Source organism: Alteromonas sp. 4NH20-0056 (assembly GCF_057539655.1).
The window spans coordinates 32,629-51,418 of record NZ_BAAJLS010000002.1 but is presented as its reverse complement, the minus strand read 5'-3'; the positions used below and the strand labels follow the sequence as shown (position 1 = coordinate 51,418).

The 18,790-nt window shown below is 44.5% G+C and carries 14 protein-coding genes and 5 tRNA genes; 13 read left to right on the top strand and 6 right to left on the bottom strand.

Annotated features, from left to right (window positions below; all coding sequences use genetic code 11):
* The first annotated feature begins 17 nt into the window (after nt 1–17).
* Nucleotides 18–1,640, top strand: coding sequence for a methyl-accepting chemotaxis protein (locus AC27EZ_RS03825; protein ID WP_487134051.1), 1,623 nt, complete (start codon nt 18–20; stop codon nt 1,638–1,640).
* A gap of 98 nt (nt 1,641–1,738) precedes the next feature.
* Complete coding sequence (locus AC27EZ_RS03820) at nt 1,739–2,638, top strand: histone deacetylase family protein (RefSeq protein ID WP_487134050.1); 900 nt, start codon at nt 1,739–1,741, stop codon at nt 2,636–2,638.
* A gap of 87 nt (nt 2,639–2,725) precedes the next feature.
* On the opposite strand, the gene AC27EZ_RS03815 is transcribed toward AC27EZ_RS03820, so the two are convergent.
* The 6 genes from AC27EZ_RS03815 to folD form a co-directional block, all read right to left on the bottom strand.
* Nucleotides 2,726–3,718 (bottom strand): phospholipase A, encoded by a 993-nt coding sequence (locus AC27EZ_RS03815; protein WP_487134049.1) that lies wholly within the window; start codon nt 3,716–3,718, stop codon nt 2,726–2,728.
* Nucleotides 3,719–3,761: 43 nt separating this feature from the next.
* Nucleotides 3,762–4,610 carry an MBL fold metallo-hydrolase gene (locus AC27EZ_RS03810; protein ID WP_487134048.1) on the bottom strand — a complete coding sequence of 283 codons (849 nt, stop codon included), beginning with the start codon at nt 4,608–4,610 and terminating at the stop codon, nt 3,762–3,764.
* Nucleotides 4,611–4,639: 29 nt separating this feature from the next.
* Nucleotides 4,640–6,358 carry a proline--tRNA ligase gene (locus AC27EZ_RS03805; RefSeq protein ID WP_487134047.1) on the bottom strand — a complete coding sequence of 573 codons (1,719 nt, stop codon included), beginning with the start codon at nt 6,356–6,358 and terminating at the stop codon, nt 4,640–4,642.
* A gap of 133 nt (nt 6,359–6,491) precedes the next feature.
* Nucleotides 6,492–7,214 (bottom strand): tRNA (N6-threonylcarbamoyladenosine(37)-N6)-methyltransferase TrmO, encoded by a 723-nt coding sequence (tsaA, locus tag AC27EZ_RS03800; RefSeq protein ID WP_487134046.1) that lies wholly within the window; start codon nt 7,212–7,214, stop codon nt 6,492–6,494.
* Nucleotides 7,215–7,253: 39 nt separating this feature from the next.
* The gene (locus AC27EZ_RS03795) at nt 7,254–7,814 is read right to left on the bottom strand and encodes a DUF1415 domain-containing protein (protein ID WP_487134045.1); all 561 of its coding nucleotides are present in this window, start codon (nt 7,812–7,814) and stop codon (nt 7,254–7,256) included.
* Nucleotides 7,815–7,857: 43 nt separating this feature from the next.
* Nucleotides 7,858–8,712, bottom strand: coding sequence for a bifunctional methylenetetrahydrofolate dehydrogenase/methenyltetrahydrofolate cyclohydrolase FolD (gene folD, locus AC27EZ_RS03790; RefSeq protein WP_487134044.1), 855 nt, complete (start codon nt 8,710–8,712; stop codon nt 7,858–7,860).
* A gap of 428 nt (nt 8,713–9,140) precedes the next feature.
* Here folD and AC27EZ_RS03785 point away from each other — a divergent pair.
* From AC27EZ_RS03785 to AC27EZ_RS03735, 11 genes are all read left to right on the top strand, one after another.
* Nucleotides 9,141–9,217: transfer RNA gene (locus AC27EZ_RS03785), tRNA-Pro, on the top strand.
* A 26-nt stretch (nt 9,218–9,243) separates the two neighbouring features.
* Nucleotides 9,244–9,320: transfer RNA gene (locus AC27EZ_RS03780), tRNA-Arg, on the top strand.
* An 88-nt stretch (nt 9,321–9,408) separates the two neighbouring features.
* Nucleotides 9,409–9,484 (top strand) — tRNA-His (locus AC27EZ_RS03775).
* A gap of 7 nt (nt 9,485–9,491) precedes the next feature.
* A tRNA-Leu gene (locus AC27EZ_RS03770) sits at nt 9,492–9,576 on the top strand.
* Nucleotides 9,577–9,623: 47 nt separating this feature from the next.
* A tRNA-Pro gene (locus tag AC27EZ_RS03765) sits at nt 9,624–9,700 on the top strand.
* Nucleotides 9,701–10,005: 305 nt separating this feature from the next.
* Nucleotides 10,006–11,310, top strand: a complete 1,305-nt coding sequence (gene tig / locus AC27EZ_RS03760; RefSeq protein WP_487134043.1) for a trigger factor — start codon at nt 10,006–10,008, stop codon at nt 11,308–11,310.
* A 98-nt stretch (nt 11,311–11,408) separates the two neighbouring features.
* Entirely contained in the window at nt 11,409–12,038 is a 630-nt protein-coding gene (clpP, locus tag AC27EZ_RS03755) for an ATP-dependent Clp endopeptidase proteolytic subunit ClpP (RefSeq protein ID WP_487134042.1), read from the top strand.
* 74 nt (nt 12,039–12,112) lie between these two features.
* Nucleotides 12,113–13,387 carry an ATP-dependent protease ATP-binding subunit ClpX gene (gene clpX, locus AC27EZ_RS03750; RefSeq protein WP_421131974.1) on the top strand — a complete coding sequence of 425 codons (1,275 nt, stop codon included), beginning with the start codon at nt 12,113–12,115 and terminating at the stop codon, nt 13,385–13,387.
* 242 nt (nt 13,388–13,629) lie between these two features.
* Nucleotides 13,630–15,984: an endopeptidase La gene (gene lon, locus AC27EZ_RS03745; protein WP_487134041.1), complete on the top strand. Its 2,355-nt coding sequence runs from the start codon at nt 13,630–13,632 to the stop codon at nt 15,982–15,984.
* Between the two features lie 302 nt (nt 15,985–16,286).
* Complete coding sequence (gene hupB / locus AC27EZ_RS03740; RefSeq protein WP_012518978.1) at nt 16,287–16,559, top strand: nucleoid-associated protein HU-beta; 273 nt, start codon at nt 16,287–16,289, stop codon at nt 16,557–16,559.
* Nucleotides 16,560–16,826: 267 nt separating this feature from the next.
* Nucleotides 16,827–18,710 carry a SurA N-terminal domain-containing protein gene (locus AC27EZ_RS03735; RefSeq protein ID WP_487134040.1) on the top strand — a complete coding sequence of 628 codons (1,884 nt, stop codon included), beginning with the start codon at nt 16,827–16,829 and terminating at the stop codon, nt 18,708–18,710.
* Nucleotides 18,711–18,790: the final 80 nt, after the last annotated feature.

Here is an 18,790-nt window from a genome sequence, read left to right as displayed (position 1 = left end):
CAAAAGGTCTTCTGCCTGTGTTCAATTACACCAGTATCAGTCGTTTAGTGATGACGCCTATCCTCGCCAGTTTCTTTATTTTAGTTTTGCTGAACGGCGCGTCGATTTCCAAGTCTTTCTCTCTGCTTAATGCTTTTGATGAGGTCGATAGTACCCTCGTACAAGCCGAGCGCGATGTAAATCATATACTTAGTACCTTTAAAACACAGGTACAAGAATGGAAGAATGTGTTGCTTCGTGGCAGCAACGATAAAGACAGAAATAAATATTGGGATCGCTTTAAGGCCCGTGAAGCCGAAATTACTAAGCAGTTTACGGCAATGCTGTTGAATCCTGCGATTAGCGACAAAGCCAAAGATGATATTCGACTGTTTTTAAAAGCGCACGATGTGATGGCACAGAAGTACAGGGAAGGGTATCAGGCGTTTATTAATGCGAATTACGACCCGAGTGTTGGCGATAGTTTTGTAAGAGGCATCGACAGGGAGCCCGCAAAGCTGCTTTCTAATGTTGCGGTAGATATTGCCGAACAAGCTGAAACAGCTCTCGTCGATTTGAAATCGACCACACGTAGTACGTTGTGGCTAATTATCAGTGCCGCCATTGCCTTAACGTTACTGGCAATATTTTACGTAACTTCGAGATTGCGCAGTCAGGTGATTAGGCCTACCAAACATATAGCTGCCTGTATTTCGAATTTAGCGTCGAGTCAATATGACTACTCGCTCACCTATACCAGTAACCACGAATTAGGCGTGCTGGCCGACTCGGCCCGTGAGTTGCAGAAAAAATTAAACAGCTCAGTACAACAGTTAAGAGATGCCGAGCAAGAGATGGAAAACGCATTTCGTGCATTAGGTGATGTGGGGTCGTCAATAATGAGCGGCGCAGCAGAACAGCGCAATACCTCGCAAGCGTTGGATAATAGCACCGATAAACTCAAAGAGATTGTTCAAAGCCTAGTGGCTATTACTGACCAAGTTGCTGTGGCAACCAATAACTCTGAAAAGAACGTAGAGAGCTGTTACGCCACATTTGAAAATGCGAATAAAGGGTTCATTCAACTTGCCACCACGGTAACAGATTCAAGCAATATCGTGAGCGACCTTCAAAGTAGAAGTACCAATATTTTAAAGGTAGTTAACGTTATTAATGAAATTGCGGACCAAACGAACTTGCTTGCGCTAAATGCGGCTATTGAAGCGGCAAGGGCAGGGGAGCATGGTCGAGGTTTTGCGGTTGTAGCAGATGAAGTACGCGCATTAGCAGCAAAAACACAGCAATCGACTAAAGAAATAAACGACATACTAAGTAGCTTTGAAGCCGAGGCTAAAACGGCAGTTTCTGCAATGAAGTCAGGTAAAGCCTTGTCTGACAGCAATGCAGCTGAAGCCTCAACCGCACTTGCTACGTTGAATGAAGTGGTTAATGATATTAAAGAAACGGCAAAAGCAGTGGTGGCGCTCAACGACGCGGCAGATGAGCAAGAGGTCGTGCTGGCCGAAGTGGAAGATATTATTAGTAATGTTGTTCGTTCATCAGAACGTTACCATGAGCTAGCACAACGTGATGATATGTCTCGTTCTATGCGAAGCATGTCTGATAACGTAGAAAAAGTGGTACACAGTTTGACCCGTTAATACTGCCTCATCATTATGAATAGGCGGGGCGATTGCTCCGCTTTTTTGTTAGTCTACTCTCCAGTCATGTCAGACGGTTAACACAGCTGAAAGGAATTATGTCTATACCACTTGTTTTTCATCCTATTTACAGCCAGGTTGATTTGCCTGAGCGCCATCGTTTTCCCATTCAAAAGTACCAAGGGATCCGCGAGGCGTTGCGAGATAGAGGTATTCCCAACTCATCATTTTACGCGCCTATACCTATCAGTAGAGACACCCTAGACGCTCATTTTGATAAACAATATGTACATGATCTTATTAGCGGTGAACTTAACCCCAAAGCTATGCGCCGAATTGGTTTTCCATGGTCACAGCAGCTCATAGACAGAAGCTTAACGGCGGTATTTGGGACTACACTGACAGCTCAGCTTGCGCTTGAACACGGAAAAGCACTGAATTTGACGGGTGGTTACCATCATGCTTTTGCTGATTTTGGTTCAGGTTTTTGTTTGTTTAACGATTTGTACCTTGCAGCAAAAGCAATGCAGGAAGATGGGCGTATAGACAACGTGATGATTATCGATTTGGACGTGCATCAGGGCGATGGAACGGCAAAGCTGTGTGAGAATGATAGGTCAATTTTCACGTTATCTATTCACGGCGAGAAAAATTTTCCTCATCGAAAGCAAGTGTCAGATATCGATATAGGCTTACCCAAAGGTGCGGGTGATGAAGAGTATTTACAGGCTTTAGAAGAAGCGCTGTCAGTGGCGTTTAGGATGTTTAGCCCTGATGCCATTATCTATGATGCCGGTGTGGATGTGCATAAAAATGACGACCTAGGCCTTTTAAACATCACTACCGAAGGGGTGTATCAACGAGACTGCATGGTATTTGATGCCGCAGAGTCACGAGGCCTGCCTATCGCTGGAGTAATAGGTGGCGGCTACCAACGAGATATCAAAGCGCTGGTGGATGTGCATTTGCAACTCTATCGGGCAGCCGGCGTATGCTAGGAAGAGAGTGTGGTCGTTATATTGTCGACCACACGGCTTCGTCTAACCATATATATGAGTTATATGGCCATTATGCGCCCAGTATGATTATAAGAAACGTAATTGAAAACCAACACCAATCCGCTCTTGTGAACGATTGTAATCGATAAGTGAATCGCCATATCCGTTAAAGTATTGGAACATAATGTCATAACGGCTAGACAGAGGGTAAGTTAGGTCAACTTGGATACTACCTCGGTTGTCATCGAACGATAGGTTGTTTCTTAATAAGGCGAACAGTTTCACGTCACCAAATTTTCGTCCGTAACCAAATTCGGCACGGCCGTAAAAATCTTCGATATCTGGGTTGTCATCCCCTGTTGGGTCAAGAGGGTCAGTTTTCTCGTCTTCTGGTATGCGGTACCACGTCTTGATATAGTAGATATCGTCGTTATCACTGAAAACGAGAGATGCAAAAAGACGGTTCCAGCTGCGAGATTGAAGACCGCTTTGCCCATTGGACATATGGTTGAAGCCCACTTGAAGCGTATTAAACTTATACCCAAGTACTGAAATATCAGCGGTCTCTTGCCAAAAAACTTCAGGTTCATAATTGGTTTCTCTGAATGGCTTCGATACTTCGCTGTTATACAGCTGCCAAAACGACGTAAACGTGAACCCGAAATACACCCCATCAAACCCAATGTCTTCTAAGTACAACGGGTACTTAACACTAATTTGAAACTTAGCTTCTTTTTTATCAACATTGTCTTCAGTCAGCTCGCTATTGCCCTCTGAATTAGGGTTCGTAACGTAAGTGATAGGCAATATGTAGTTTTGGCGGTGCTGCGTCATCGCGTAAACGTTATCAATTGCTTCTTTGTCGCCTTCTAAGCGATCATCAAGTGCGCTCTCTGTGGTGGTATCTCGTTTGATAATATCGATAACTTCAATATCTAATAGAGTGTCTTTATCACTCTGCTCAGTTGCTTGCTGTTCGCTTCCTGCTTGTTCTGATTGTTGTTGCTGAGGTGTTTCTTGAGCAACCGTGACCGTTGCTACACAGCACAATGCTGCTATTAATGAAATTCGTTTAAACACAGGCACCAGGGCTCTCCATGTGAGGTTAACAAGCAATAAAAAATTAAGGGTTAGAAAAAGTGAGGGTTTGTCCTTCCATTGAACCAATTACATCAAGAGGAGATTCCGCAATCGTCACATACTGGTTGCAGTGATCAATTACGTGGTCAATATCATCATCGGTTCTGTCTGGGTCGTGGCTGTACAACGCTAGACACTTTGCATTGCATGCCATCGCCAGCTTAACGGCTTCTTCGGCGACAGAATGCCCCCAGCCGGATTTTTTCGGCATATCTGACATCATGTATTGAGCATCATGAATAATCACATCGGCATCACGGGCAAACTCAACAAATGTCAGAAAATCGGTTTCTTTTTTGTAAGGAGGGTAAAGTTCGTTGTCTGTAATGTAGGCAACTTTCTGTCCATCAGCCTCGATAGCATAAGCGCTGCCTTTTCCCGGATGATTCATGGGCAGTCGACGGATGGTTGCCGTGCCTATTTCCCATGTGTGTTGTTCAGCAGGCAGCACAGTAAGTTGGATATTTGCCGTTAATGCGCTGGCCGGTACGGGAAAAACACTGCCATTCATCTGGTTTAAAATTTGGTCGTACTCTGGCAGTGTGGTCTGCCCAGGGTAAATATAAATGTCGCGGTCCTTTTGGAATATGGGTACAAAGAAAGGGAAGCCTTGAATATGGTCCCAATGATTATGGCTAAGCAACAAATGAATAGGCGTACTTTTTTTAACAAGCTGGTTTCCCAAGCGCCTAATGCCTGTGCCTGCATCTAAAACAATATCGGTCCCGTCTTCCAGTTCAATGTGAACGCATGCAGTATTTCCACCATAGCGCACAAACTCTGGGCCCGGAGTGGGGATAGAGCCTCTTACGCCGTAAAAAGTTAACTGCATGCGTCCTCCATTAAGTGTGTTGTTGCTATTTATAGGTTAGCAATAAACTCACTTGCCGTATCAATATCTAGCAACTGTTTCTCACCTGTCGCGCGATTTTTGTATTCAATTTGGCGATTGTCCAAGTTGCGCTCACCAATCACGATACTGTGTGGAATACCGATAAGTTCCATATCGTTAAACATCACGCCAGGGCGCTCTTTTCTGTCATCAAACAGTACATCGATGCCTAAACCAACAAGTGTTTCATAAAGTGCCTCAGCAGCTTCTTTAATTCTGTGCGACTTATGCATATTCATTGGTATAAGCGCAACGCTAAACGGAGCAATAGGGGCTGGCCACTTGATACCGAACTTATCATGATTCTGTTCAATCGCCGCTGCCACTATGCGTGATACACCGATACCGTAGCAACCCATTGTTAACGTTTGATGTTTACCCGTTTCTGTTAACACACCGCAGTTCATTGCGTCTGAGTATTTGCTACCTAGCTGGAAAATATGGCCTACTTCGATACCACGTTTAATATCCAATGTACCTTTGCCGTCAGGTGACGCATCACCGGCGACAACGTTTCGGATATCTACACCGGTTACATCGTCCTGCCAATTTGCATTAACGATAACTTTTCCGCCAACACCAGCACCGGTAGTAAAGTCAGCAAGTGCAGCAGCACTCGCATCTACAACTGCCGGTACAGGAAGATTTGTGGCATTTGCAAAAAATGGCGAGACACCGAGGATTTCTTTTGCCTGTTCGAACGACGCTTCAACAAGCGGTGTGGCGACACTATCAATCTTTTCAGCCTTGATGTCGTTTAGTTCATGGTCGGCACGTAGTACTAACGCCACCCAGTCATTTGACTCGATAACATTACCTTTACTGTCGGTTTTGTTTGCCGCTTTGACCAACGTGACCTTAACCGCGTGCTCAGCACTACTGTCTACACTTTTCAAAATAGCAGTGAAGTCTTTACCTTTCGCGTCTTTTGTCTCTTGCGCAGCACCGGACGCTGTCGCTTTTTGCGGTGCCACAGCTGCAGCCATTTCTACGTTGGCGGCGAAGTCACTGTCGCTAGAAAATGCAATTGCATCTTCGCCCGACTCGGCGAGTACATGAAACTCATGAGAATGATTACCACCTATTGCACCTGAATCTGCGATTACAGGCCTGAAGTCGAGCTCCATGCGAGAGAAAATATTGCAGTAGGCGTCATACATGGTTTGATAGGTTTTCTCTAAACACGTATCGTCTAAATGGAAGCTGTAGGCGTCTTTCATGGTAAATTCGCGGCCACGCATAATGCCAAAGCGGGGGCGAACTTCATCTCGAAATTTAGTTTGAATTTGATATAGGTTTATTGGCAGTTGTTTGTAGCTACTAATGTCGTTTCTAACGAGTGCAGTAATCACTTCTTCATGTGTTGGACCAAGCACGAAGTCTCGTTGATGACGATCTTTCACACGCAATAGTTCCGGACCGTATTCGTCCCAGCGTCCAGATTCCTGCCAAAGATCGGCGGGCTGAACCACAGGCATAAGCACTTCAATCGCGCCGGCTTTATTCATTTCTTCACGGACAATATTCGCTACTTTATTAAGTACACGCAGGCCTGTAGGTAGCCAAGTATAAAGGCCAGAAGCGAGCTTTCGAATCATTCCAGCTCTTAGCATTAGCTGGTGGCTTGTTACCTCAGCATCTGCCGGAGTTTCTTTCTGCGTAGCGAGCAAATATTGACTAGTGCGCATGAATTGCAGTCTTCCTGTTTTTAATGAAATCTAATAGTGACGGTATTCTAATTAACTGTACCCAATTGTGCTACAACTGCGTGCGTTTTATCGCAACTTAACCTCACCTTTATCACAGCGCATCCTGAAATGGTCAGGGTGTTTCAACAATATCGACCGCTTTTACGACTACCGTTCCATTTTCAACTACAAAACGGACGTCAAATTGATAAAGTTGAACGCAATATATCTTGTCGTCGGTTTCAAGGTTATGCCGATAAGCGGGGCGAGGATCTTGTGCTAATAATTGGATGATTAACGTGTAAAGATCAGGCTGCATTTTTTGCGCACGCATACAGTCGGCTTGTGCCTGGGCGGTAAAGGTAACCGCGCGTTGCGGGATAGGTGCTGTTTCTGTGAGTGTCTCACTCGCCGTTGGAATAATGTCGGCGTAAGGGAGGTAGGGCTTAATATCGATAATCGGCGTGCCGTCTAGCAAATCAACGCCACTGACTTTAAGTTGCCAACGATTCTTTACCTTTTTAATTCCAAGATTTTTTACCACCGACATACCAACATTATTTGGGCGATGGGTGCTACGAGTGGCTAATACGCCTGTTTTAGCGTTTCCACCTAATCGAGGGGCTTTGACTAACGGCTTCCAACCTCGAGACATGTTTTCATGAAATAAAAACAATAACCACAGATGACTAAACCTCTCTAGTCCTCTCACCATATCCAATGTGCTGTATGTGTCGGTAGGAGTAATGATACCTTCCGCGTTAGCTAAATTAGGCTGGCGGGGGATCGCAAACTTTTGACGAAATGGAGTTGAAATGACTCCGATGGTATCAATCTGAGCCTGTAAGGTTGTCATTAGTAAGCACGTTGGTTAAGGGATTTGGCCATACAGTCATTAACTATCTTGCTTATGCTGTTCTTTAATTTGCGCTAGCGTCGCGTCGAAGTAGGGGCAACCTAATGCTTCTGCTTTTTTCATATTGTCTGTGTAAATAACTTCGGCGTCATCTTCATTAGGCATATACCGTGTAATGTCATCTTCCCTGATTAAATGAAACATAGGGTAGGGCGACCGGTTGGTATAATGTGAGGCATTCTGTTGAGGTTCACCATCAAAACAATAATCAGGATGAAAACTTGCTAATTGATATATCCCCGCATATCCCCAATCAGCCATCATACGCTCGGCAATAGCGAGGGCATCGAGATAATTATCAAACTGTGTAAAGTGGGAATGAGAGAGTATAACTAATGTGGTTGCAATATCGTTACTGTTGTCAAGGTGCACACATTCATCGTATAGGCGTGTTACTGCATCGCCTGTGTCACCGTCAACCACAACGCAGCGAATTTGATTGGGCGTTCTGACAAACCGAGCAAAAGGGCAGAAATTATGTGTTATTACAACGTCGTCTACCCATTGCATAGTCGCGTCGATATAGTGAGATGTTGTCACGGTAACCCTATAAGCCGCCAATGTAACATGGCGGCTACTTTAATTAAGAGTGGTACTTAACGTACGCTTCGAGTGTATTCTCAATGAGACTTGCTACGGTCATTGGACCCACGCCACCGGGTACCGGTGTAATCCACCCAGCATGTTCTTTAGCTTTATCAAATTCAACGTCACCAACCAGTGAGCCATCGTTAATACGATTAATGCCAACATCAATGACAATCGCCCCAGGTTTTATCCAATCACCAGGGATAAAGTTTGGCTTACCGACCGCAACAACAAGTAAGTCTGCACGCTGAACGTGGCTCTTCAAATCTTGTGTGAACTTGTGACATGTTGTTACTGTGCATCCTGCAAGCAGTAACTCTAGGCTCATTGGCCTGCCAACAATATTAGATGCGCCAACAATCACAGCGTCTAAACCTTTAACAGGGCGCTTTGTTGACTCAATCATCGTCATGATGCCCTTAGGTGTACATGGACGCAGGGCGGGTATACGTTGAGCAAGGCGGCCAATGTTATAAGGATGAAAGCCGTCTACATCTTTATGTGGATGGATACGCTCTAGCACTTTCTCTGCGTTTAGGCCTGCAGGTAACGGTAACTGTACGAGTATGCCATCTATCTCTTTATCATTGTTGAGATCATCGACTAACTGAAGCAATGTTTCTTCGGTTGTGTCGGCTGGCAAGTCAAAAGATCGCGAGACGAAACCCACTTCATCACAGGCTTTGCGCTTGTTAGCTACGTAAACCTGTGAAGCAGCATCACTGCCTACCAAGACAACAGCAAGCCCTGGTTGTCGTTTTTTTGCTTGAATAAGAGAGTCGACGTAAGAGGTTACGTGTTGGCGAACTTGTTTGGCAATGAGCTTGCCGTCTATTAGATGGGCGGTCATAAATTGGTATACATTTAGTAATCAACAAGTGCGTATTATTGTTTCACAAAAGTATATCGAGTAACTAGCATTTTTCTTTTTATAGGGGGCGTTTAACGATAGATACGTAATATTTTTGATAATAAAGCCACTTTATTATAATTACCGCTGCGTTTTAAGAAGATAAAATGGCGTGATGAACGGGACATTCACTATTTTTGCACATTAGTATCGATAACGGTGTATCGCATTTAGCTGCCGCGGAATACTCTCAGAAGAGAAAAGTTGTACAAAACACATACGTTCTGGTCAAAAAAACGCGATTATGCGCGCTTTGTGAGCGGTTGGTGTTTTTATTTAAAAAAGTGTTTGACGAGGTGGGGGCAAGTCAGTAATATTCGCACCCCGTAAAGGCAGTGAGGCAAAACGCTTCAAAGTCATTACACAGTCGGTGAGTGGCGCAGCTTGGTAGCGCACTTGTTTTGGGTACAAGGGGTCGCAGGTTCAAATCCTGTCTCACCGACCATTTTTTGCAATGCAAAGATTCGTCGAGCGCCCGTAGCTCAGCTGGATAGAGCAACGGCCTTCTAAGCCGTGGGTCGCAGGTTCGAATCCTGCCGGGCGCGCCATGCGAGTCAGGTAGGACCTGACAATGGACGATGAATTTTAGTAGCATCATGGTACAATTCTCATGTATGCTTTTGCAACACCTCAGTGGTGGGCGTAGCTCAGTTGGTAGAGCCCCGGATTGTGATTCCGGTTGTCGTGGGTTCAAGTCCCATCGTCCACCCCACTTTTTCGCGGGAGTGGTGGAATTGGTAGACACGCTGGATTTAGGTTCCAGTGCTTCACGGCGTGAGAGTTCAAGTCTCTCCTTCCGCACCATGTTTTATGCTTTTTGATGAAAAGCCAATCATATCAATGATTCCAGTCGGTGAGTGGCGCAGCTTGGTAGCGCACTTGTTTTGGGTACAAGGGGTCGCAGGTTCAAATCCTGTCTCACCGACCATTTATCCTTCTTTTTTGCTCTAAATACCGTTATTTGCTCCAATCGCTCATTAATGCGCCAAAAGCGCGTTATAAACTTGCGTTTCTCTCTCGACTCTTCCTTTTAGCGGCTGTATACTACGGCGTCTTTTTTTAACCAGTGCGTTTGTTTCAAGTTTAATTTACGGCATGTTTTATTTGGTCGTGGCTTGGAAGTGCAAACGTCGGAAACGACCTCTAGCCCGTTATGATTTGCCTTTGATTGGTGCGGCGGGAGAGGGGATTGTGAATAAAGCGCCTAAAGAGGCGTACAGTTGAGGTAACATAATGCAAGTTTCAGTCGAGACGACCCAGGGTTTAGAACGCCGTCTTACTATCACCGTTCCATCTGACACGGTTGATTCAGCAGTTAAATCACGCCTACAACAGTTGGCGAAAACGCAGCGTATTAATGGCTTCCGTCCTGGTAAAGTACCAGTAAGCGTAATTAAGAAACGCTTTGGCCAAGCAGTTCGTCAAGAAGTTGCTGGTGACGTCATGCAGCAAAACTTCTACCAAGCGGTTATCCAAGAAAAAATTCAGCCAGCTGGTATGCCTCAGTTTGAACTTACGAAAGACGAAGACGGACAAGATCTTGAATTCGTTGCTTCTTTCGAAGTTTATCCAGAAGTTGAAGTTAAAGGCATCAGCGACTTAGAAATCGAAAAGCCAGTAGTAGAAATTACTGACGCTGATCTTGATACGATGATGGAAACGCTTCAAAAGCAGCATGCCACGTGGAAAGAAGTAAAGCGTAAAGCGAAGAAAGACGATAAAGTAATTATCGACTTTGTTGGCTCTATCGACGGCGAAGAGTTTGAAGGCGGTAAGGCAGAAGACTTTTCTCTAGAGTTGGGTCAAAATCGTATGATCCCAGGTTTCGAAAAACCACTTGTTGGTGCGAAAGCCGGTGATGAAGTTACTATTGAAGTAACGTTCCCAGAAGATTACCATGCTGAAAACCTTAAAGGTAAAGACGCGGTATTCCAAGCGACAGTTAAGAAAGTTGAAGGCCAAGCACTTCCTAAAGTAGACGATGAGTTCGCAACACTATTTGGTGTTGAAGAAGGTGGTGTTGACGCGCTTAAAGCTGAAGTTCGTAAGAATATGCAGCGCGAACTAAACCAGACGCTTAAAGCGAAGCTTAAAGAAGACGTTATTTCTAAGCTTGTAGAAGCAAACGAAGTAGATATTCCTAAAGCGCTTATCGACCAAGAAGTTAATGCACTTCGTGAACAAGCTAAGCAGCGTTTCAGCCAACAAGGTGGAGGCCAAAACCTTCCTGAGCTTCCAGCTGACTTGTTTACTGACAATGCTAAGCGTCGTGTTTCAATCGGTCTATTGCTTGGCGAAGTGATTAAGCAGAACGAGCTTAAAGCTGACGATGCCAAAGTAAACGAGATGATCGAAACGGCAGCTTCTGCGTACGAAGATCCAAAAGAAGTGGTAGAGTACTACAACAACAACCAAGAGCTTATGCAGCAAATGCAGAACGTTGCGCTTGAAGAACAAGCTATTGAGTGGGTTCTTGAGCAGGCTAAAGTTACTGAAGTAACTAAAGCTTTTGACGAGGTTATGAACAAACAGGCGTAATTTTTTATTGTCTGATTGACTTAACACGTCAGCAACTGCTTAAATGCTCGGAGCCTTCCGAGCATTTTTGTTTTTAACGCTAGATAATCAAGGTAGCTATGACTAATTCTCCGTTTGACCCTATGAACGCCCTCGTCCCTATGGTAGTGGAACAAACTTCCAAAGGTGAACGTTCTTACGACATCTATTCACGCCTATTAAAGGAAAATGTAATTTTCTTAGTTGGTCAAGTTGAAGACCATATGGCTAATCTTATTGTTGCCCAGATGCTGTTTCTTGAAGCAGAGAATCCAGAGAAAGACATTTTCTTATACATCAATTCGCCAGGCGGCTCTGTAACCGCAGGTATGGCGATATACGATACAATGAACTTTATTAAACCTGACGTAAGCACGGTATGTATGGGCCAAGCTGCAAGCATGGGTGCATTTTTATTATCTGCTGGTGCGAAAGGTAAGCGTTACTGCCTACCTAACTCACGCGTGATGATTCACCAGCCATTAGGCGGTTTCCAAGGTCAAGCATCAGATTTTGAAATCCATGCGAAAGAAATCCTGTCTATTAAAGAGAAATTAAACCGTTTAATGGCAGATCATACTGGACAAGACTATGAAAAGGTTGCGCGAGACACTGATCGTGATAACTTCTTAAGTGCAACGGAAGCAAAAGACTATGGTTTAGTCGATCAGGTTTTGACAAGTCGATCTGACGTAGCCGGAACTAAGTAGTATAGTTATAGTAGACCTGAACATGTGCCAAGAACGATGTTGTTCTTGGTTCAGGCAAGGCAGAGGCAAGAGTAATGAGTGATAAGCAAAGTGGTGATGGTGACAACAAGTTGCTGTACTGCTCGTTTTGCGGCAAAAGCCAGCATGAAGTAAGAAAGTTAATCGCAGGCCCGTCTGTATTTATTTGCGACGAGTGTGTTGAGCTATGTAACGATATCATTCGCGAAGAAATTAAGGAAATAGCGCCAAAGCAAAAGCAGGACGCTTTACCTAAACCCGCGGAGATTCACGAGCACCTTAATGATTACGTCATTGGGCAGGAGCACGCGAAAAAAGTATTGTCGGTAGCCGTATATAATCACTACAAGCGTCTTCGCAATGGCGATGTTAAAGATGGCGTAGAGTTAGGAAAAAGTAATATCTTGCTTATCGGCCCAACAGGTAGTGGTAAAACGCTGCTTGCTGAGACTCTAGCCAGATTGCTTGACGTACCGTTTACGATGGCTGATGCAACTACGCTTACTGAGGCGGGTTATGTCGGTGAAGACGTTGAAAATATCATTCAAAAGCTTCTTCAGAAATGTGACTACGATGTTGAGAAAGCGCAACGTGGTATTGTTTACATTGATGAAATAGACAAGATTTCACGCAAGTCGGATAACCCGTCGATTACCCGAGACGTATCGGGTGAAGGGGTACAACAAGCGTTATTGAAACTTATCGAAGGTACGGTTGCATCAGTGCCGCCACAAGGCGGACGTAAGCATCCACAGCAAGAATTCTTGCAAGTCGATACCTCAAAAATTCTGTTTATTTGTGGCGGTGCATTTGCTGGGCTTGATAAAGTCATTGAACAGCGTGCTCACAAAGACACGGGCATTGGGTTTGGCGCAACGGTTAAGTCTAAAGATAACTCTGCGGCTGTAAGTGAATTGTTTAAGCAAGTTGAACCAGAAGACTTAGTGAAATACGGTCTTATTCCTGAGTTCATCGGTCGTCTTCCAGTAGTAACCAGCTTGGAAGAGCTTAACGAAGACGCATTGATTCAAATCTTAAGAGAGCCTAAAAACGCGATTACTAAACAGTATGGTGCGTTGTTCTCAATGGAAGATGTAGAGCTTGAGTTCCGTGACGACGCGTTAAATGCGATTGCAAAGAAAGCAATGCAGCGTAAAACAGGGGCCAGAGGCTTACGTTCAATCGTTGAAGCCGTATTGCTTGATACGATGTACGATCTACCATCTGCTGAGAATGTAAGTAAGGTTGTTATTGATGAGACGGTCATTCGTGGCGAGTCTAAGCCAATACTTATTTATGACAGTAACGAGAAGAAAGCAGTCTCTGAGTAAGAGATTGTGAATTGAAAAAAGGCCCATTAGGGCCTTTTTTGCGTCTTATTTAACCAATGTGGCGAAGAATACTATCCTTTGACACTGATTTCGCAACTAAGTATTGCCATTAAAGTGAAAATCGATAATGGTATTGGTGAGCAGGGCATTGCAATGAATTAATGCACTTTTGTAAGTTTTGATTGAACTTTGCTCCCGCATCCCCATATAAATCGACAAAGCAAACTAATTTGAGAACAAGTATGACAGTTGAGCGTGAAAATCGCATTGAAATTCCTGTGCTTGCCTTGCGCGACGTAGTCGTCTACCCGCATATGGTCATACCCCTTTTTGTAGGGCGTGAGAAATCTATCCGTTGCCTTGAAGCTGCAATGGAAAATGACAAACAAATATTTCTTGTAGCACAAAAAGACGCAAGCGTTGATGAGCCAGAGTCAGACGATATCTACACAGTAGGTACCATCGCGACCATTCTTCAATTACTTAAACTCCCTGACGGCACGGTTAAAGTGTTGGTAGAGGGTAGTGTAAGAGGCGAAATAGAAGGCTACGAACAGTCTGAGCCGTACTTCGTGGCGAATATCAATAAGCTTGAAGACGAAGATATTGATGAGAGTGAGCAAGAAGTACTGATCCGCTCAGCAGTGTCTCAGTTTGAAGGCTATGTGAAGCTGAACAAAAAAATACCACCAGAGGTCCTAACCTCACTTAATGGTATTGAGGATGCTGCACGTTTGGCTGACACCATGGCTGCACATATGCCGCTCAAGCTTCCAGAAAAGCAAAAAGTGTTAGAGATGAAAGGCGTAAACGAGCGTCTTGAGTATCTGATGGCGCTGATGGAAGGCGAGATTGATTTGCTTCAAGTCGAGAAGAAGATTCGTACTCGCGTTAAAAAGCAAATGGAAAAGAGCCAGCGCGAATACTATTTAAATGAGCAGATGAAAGCCATTCAGAAAGAACTGGGTGAGCTAGATGATGCCCCTGATGAGTTCGAAGCGCTTTCTAAAAAAATTGCTGACGCAAAAATGCCTAAAGAGGCAGAAGATAAAGCGAAAGGCGAGCTGCAAAAGCTTAAGATGATGTCGCCGATGTCAGCTGAAGCGACGGTATTAAGAAGCTATATTGAATGGCTTACTAACGTACCGTGGAATAAACGCTCGCCTGTTAAAAAAGACCTATCAAGAGCTGAAGTTGTTCTTAATGAGGACCACTTTGGGCTTGAGAAAGTAAAAGAGCGCATTCTAGAGTATCTCGCCGTTCAACAACGCGTGAAGAAGCTCAAGGGCCCAATCCTTTGTTTGGTGGGACCTCCTGGGGTAGGTAAAACGTCGTTAGGCCAATCGATTGCCAAAGCAACCGGGCGTAAATATGTGCGTATGGCGTTAGGCGGCGTACGTGATGAAGCTGAAATTCGAGGGCATCGCCGCACTTATATTGGGTCGTTACCTGGTAAATTAGTGCAGAAGATGGCCAAGGTGGGTGTGAAGAACCCGCTATTCTTGCTCGACGAGATTGATAAGATGTCTTCAGATATGCGTGGTGACCCGGCCTCAGCGTTGTTAGAAGTGTTGGATCCAGAACAAAATAACAGCTTCAGTGATCATTACCTCGAAGTTGATTACGACCTGTCTGACGTAATGTTTGTTGCCACGTCGAACAGTATGAATATTCCTGGGCCGTTGTTAGATCGAATGGAAGTTATTCGTTTGTCTGGCTACACCGAGGACGAAAAGCTTAACATCGCCAAGAATCATCTAATTGGCAAGCAGATGGAGCGTAATGGTTTAAAAGCGAAAGAGCTAGAGATTACCGATTCTGCTGTGATTGGCATGATTCGATATTACAGTCGTGAAGCGGGTGTTCGAAGCCTTGAGCGCGAAGTATCGAAGGTGTGCCGCAAAGCCGTTAAAGATATTCTCTTGAACAAGAGCAAAGACAAGGTAGTGGTAACACAAGATAACTTAAAAGATTATCTTGGTGTTCAGCGCTTTGACTACGGTAAAGCCGATAAAGACAATCAGATTGGCCAAGTAACCGGCTTAGCGTGGACACAAGTAGGTGGAGATTTACTGACCATCGAAACGACCTCTGTGCCCGGTAAAGGCAAAATGACGTCTACAGGGTCTCTGGGTGACGTCATGCAAGAGTCGATTAAAGCCGCAATGACGGTAGTTCGCAGTCGTGCTGAAAAGCTTCGCATCAACGCTGATTTCTACGAGAAGCGTGATATCCACGTTCACGTGCCGGAAGGTGCTACACCAAAAGATGGACCAAGCGCGGGTATTGCGATGTGTACGGCGCTTGTGTCGTCGTTAACGGGTAACCCAGTGAAGTGTGATGTGGCCATGACCGGCGAAATTACATTGCGTGGCGAAGTGCTTGCTATTGGTGGACTGAAAGAGAAGTTACTAGCAGCACACCGAGGCGGGATAAAGACGGTTGTTATTCCAAAAGATAACGAGCGAGACTTGGAAGAGATCCCTGACAATGTGAAGAAAGACTTGTCTATTCACCCTGTTAAATGGATAGATGAAGTGTTAGATATTGCGTTACAAGAACCGATAGAGTCATTTTCCGTCGAAAATGCACATTAATGATTAGTGTTGCCCCCTTTATTTTAAAGGGGTGCAGCATCTTTTTTGACTGTTTTGTATAAAAAATGCGCATACCTGAGCTGTTTAACCGTTTTTTTTCAAAATAGGGCTTTAAAGTCACAAAAGTTGTGTTACCTTTAGGTGGTATTCGCTAAAAGCCTTGCCACAAAAGGGATAGCAGCGATATAACAAAAGTTAATTAATTGTGACATAAGCTTGAAGTTAACAATCAAGCTTGTTATAACGTTCAAACAAATTGTTTTGGACAAACAGTATAATAACAATCGAAGGGGATCATAATAGTGAACAAGTCTCAACTTATCGACCAAATCGCTGCTGGTGCAGACATTTCTAAAGCAGCAGCTGGACGCGCGCTTGACGCATTCACTGACTCAGTAACTGCGGCGCTTAAAGACGGCGACCAAGTTGCACTAGTAGGTTTTGGTACTTTCTCAGTACGTGAGCGCTCAGCTCGTAGTGGCCGTAACCCACAAACTGGTGAGACTATTCAGATTTCAGCAGCGAAAGTTCCTTCTTTCAAAGCTGGTAAAGCTCTGAAAGACGCTTGCAACTAAGCAAATCTTAATAAATAAAAAGGCGATGGCTAGTCCATCGCCTTTTTTATTTCAGCAATTTAAAAACACTAACAGCATTGCAGTAGCGTTCTTCTAATCCCGTTAACTTATTAATTGCATTTACATAGTTAATTTAAGCGGTTTTGTTAAGCAGAGAGCGTTTATATTCGCGGCTATTAGGTTATAATCAGTGCTTATTTTGTTATCGCTTTCACGCAAGCCGAAAGTTGAGACAAGTGTAGTAAGCAACGGAGTTGAAGAATAATCATGCTAGAAAGAATCAGAGAAGGTTCTCAAGGCCCATGGGCGATGGCGATTATCGCGTTAATCGTACTAAGTTTTGTTTTTGCTGGTGTTGGTAGTTACCTGACATCTTCAGGTACTACAGCGGTAGCGACAGTAAATGGCGAAGAGATTTCTGCGCAAGAATTAGAACGTGCCTATCAAAACCAACGGGCACAAATGGAATCACAGTTTGGCGAGAGCATTGCGCAACTGTTTTCGAGCGAGCAATATTTAAGTGATTTTCGCAGTAATGTGCTTGAAAGACTTATTGCTGAAAAGCTAATACAACAGCAAGCGGTTGAGATGGGGCTACGGGTTAGCGATGCGCAAATTCGTGAAGCCATTGTTCAAATGCCAGAATTTCAGTTTGGCGGTCAATTTGATAACGATCGTTTCCAAGCTATTTTGCGCCAAAACGGTTTCCAAGTTGCTGGCTTTCGTGATTACCTTCGCGTTCAAATGACACAGAACCAGCTTGCGGCAGCGCTTACCAACTCATCGTTTACGTTAGACGGTGAAGCCGAGCGCGCCAATGCACTACAACGTCAAACTCGCGATGCAAAATTTGTCACAGTAAGTGCAGCGTCTTTTGCCGACAGTGTAGAGGTTACCGACGCAGATGTTGAAACTTACTATAACGCCAACATCGAATCGTTTGATACCGAAGAGCAGGTAAAACTAGCCTACGTTACTTTAAACGTTGAAGAGTTAAAATCTCGCGTATCTGTTGATGATGCAGATGTACGTAAATACTACGAAGACAACATCGATGGCTATGGTACACAAGAAACGCGTCGTGTATCGCATATCCTTATCGAGGCTGGTGAAGGTGCACAAGGAAAAGCGCAATCGCTTAAGGCTGAGCTAGATAGCGGTGCAGACTTTGCCACCTTGGCAGAGCAAAACTCTGATGACGTATTCTCTGCTGAGAATGGTGGTGATTTAGATTTTATAACGCCAGAAATGATGGACCCATCGTTTGATGAAGCGGCATTTAGTCTTGCTAATGTGGGTGATGTTTCTGAAGTGGTTGAGACCGAGTTTGGTTTTCACATCATCAAACTGACCGACATTAAAGAGGCGCAAACCACGGCATTTAAAGACGTTGAAGCAGAGATTCGTGACACCTTGCTTTATGACAAGGCGATGGAAAAGTATTTTGAGTTGCAAAATACCCTTGCTGAAATTGCGTTTGAAGTGCCTGATACACTTGAAGATGCTGCAAGCGCTGTTGATGCACAAATTCAAGAGTCTGTGCTGTTTAGCCGCGCAACAGCGCCAGCAGAATTAAGCTACCCTGCGGTAATTGATGCGGCGTTTTCGCCAGAGTTAATCGAAGAGGGGTTGAACAGTGACATTATCGAAGTTGATGATGAAACTGTTGTCGTGGTGCGTGTTGCTGAACACTTACCGCAACGTACTCAGACCCTAGAAGAAGTGCGAGATGCGATTGTATCTACGGTACAAGTTCAAAAGTCTCAAGACGCAGCGAAAAGCTGGGCGAATGACCTTCTAGCGAAAGTGCGTGCTGGTGAAAGTATAGACGCCGAATTGGCTGAAAAGTCAGTAGCGTGGGAAACTACCGAAGCGCTTGCTAGGAATGCAAATACCGTGAGCCGTGCGGTTGCTGATACCCTGTTCAAACTGGCGCCAGAGGGTGACGGTAATGTTGACGTTGCCTCATCAGTAAATGGTGACGTGTCATTGGTACAGCTTATCGCGGTTAATGCTGCTCCAGCGTTAGAAGATGATCTTGCTGGTGGCCTAAAACAGCAGTTGGCGTCTATGTACGGTCAACGTTTGTATCAACAGTATATCGATGCGCTACGTGCTGACGCTGATGTGACGGTAACGTCTCAGCTGTAACGCACAGTTCGCCGTTTATTCAAAAGCCAGCGCTCACCGCTGGCTTTTTTTTCAAGCGAATGGTGAAGGCAACATGCTAA